This window comes from Melaminivora alkalimesophila (assembly GCF_000282995.1).
In the GTDB taxonomy this organism is placed as follows: domain Bacteria; phylum Pseudomonadota; class Gammaproteobacteria; order Burkholderiales; family Burkholderiaceae_C; genus Melaminivora; species Melaminivora alkalimesophila.
On the sequence record NZ_ALEE01000429.1, the window covers coordinates 1 to 1563 of the forward strand.

Annotated in this window: 2 protein-coding genes; both read right to left on the minus strand. The window is 64.6% G+C overall.

Annotated features, from left to right (window positions below; translation table 11 throughout):
- A partial coding sequence (locus A612_RS08455; protein WP_019374069.1) for an acetyl-CoA carboxylase biotin carboxylase subunit occupies nucleotides 1-964 on the minus strand: 964 nt, incomplete at its 3' end.
- Between the two features lie 33 nt (nucleotides 965-997).
- A partial coding sequence (locus A612_RS08460; RefSeq protein ID WP_019374070.1) for a carboxyl transferase domain-containing protein occupies nucleotides 998-1563 on the minus strand: 566 nt, incomplete at its 5' end.

The window sequence follows — 1563 nt, forward strand, 5'->3', positions numbered from 1 at the left end:
GCAGCCTCTCGCCGGCCGCCACGCGAATCATCAGCTCCACCAGGTCCAGGCCGGTGATGCATTCGGTCACCGGATGCTCGACCTGCAGGCGGGTGTTCATCTCCAGGAAGTAGAAGTCCTGGTCCTTGCCGACCACGAATTCGACCGTGCCGGCGCTCTGGTACTTCACGGCCTTGGCCAGCGCGACCGCCTGTTCGCCCATGGCCTTGCGGGTGGCTTCGCTGATGAAGGGCGACGGTGCCTCCTCGATGATCTTCTGGTGGCGACGCTGGATAGAGCACTCGCGCTCGTTCAGGTAGATCACGTTGCCATGTGCATCGCCCAGCACCTGGATTTCAATGTGGCGCGGCTCCTGCACGAATTTCTCGATGAAGACGCGGTCGTCGCCGAAGCTGTTCCTGGCCTCGCTCTGGCAGCTGGCGAAGCCCTCGTGCGCTTCCTTGTCGTTGAAGGCCACGCGCAGGCCCTTGCCGCCACCGCCGGCGCTGGCCTTGATCATGACGGGGTAGCCGATGCCGCGGGCAATCTCCACCGCCTGCTCGGGCGTTTGAATGGGCTCGTTGTGGCCCGGGATGCAGCTCACACCGGCTTCTTGCGCGAGTTTCTTGGAGGCGATCTTGTCGCCCATGGCGGCGATGGAATAGTGCTTGGGGCCGATGAAGACCAGGCCCTCCTCTTCCACCTTCTTCGCGAAGGCCTCGTTCTCCGACAGGAAGCCATAGCCCGGGTGGATGGCCTGGGCGCCGGTCTGCTTGGCGGCGGCGATGATGCGGTCGGCTTGCAGGTAGGACTCGCGGCTGGGCGCGGCGCCGATGTGGACGGCCTCGTCGGCCAGCTTGACGTGGCGCGCGGCGGCGTCGGCGTCGGAATACACCGCCACCGTGGCGATGCCCATCTTCTTGGCCGTGGCAATCACGCGACAGGCGATCTCGCCGCGGTTGGCAATCAGGATTTTGGTGAACATGACTGGTGAACTCCTGGTTTCTTGTTCTTCTGGTTACAGCGGAATGTTCCCGTGCTTGCGCCACGGGTTCTCCAGTTTTTTCTCGCGCAGCATGAGCAGCGAGCGGCAGATGCGCTTCCTGGTCTCGTGCGGCAGGATCACGTCGTCGATGTAGCCGCGCGCGCCAGCAACGAAGGGGTTGGCAAAGCGCTCCTTGTATTCCGCCTCGCGCGCGGCAAGCTTCACCGGGTCGTTCTTGTCCTCGCGGAAGATGATCTCCACCGCGCCCTTGGCGCCCATCACGGCGATCTCGGCGTTGGGCCAGGCCAGGTTCACGTCGCCGCGCAGGTGCTTGGAGCTCATCACGTCGTAGGCGCCGCCATAGGCCTTGCGCGTGATGACGGTGATCTTCGGTACCGTGCACTCGGCGTAGGCGTAGAGCAGCTTGGCGCCGTGGCGGATGATGCCGCCATACTCCTGCGCCGTGCCGGGCATGAAGCCGGGCACGTCCACGAAGGTGACAACCGGAATGTTGAAGGCATCGCAAAAGCGCACGAAGCGCGCCGCCTTGATGCTGGAGCGGATGTCCAGGCAGCCCGCCAGCACCAGCGGCTGGGTGG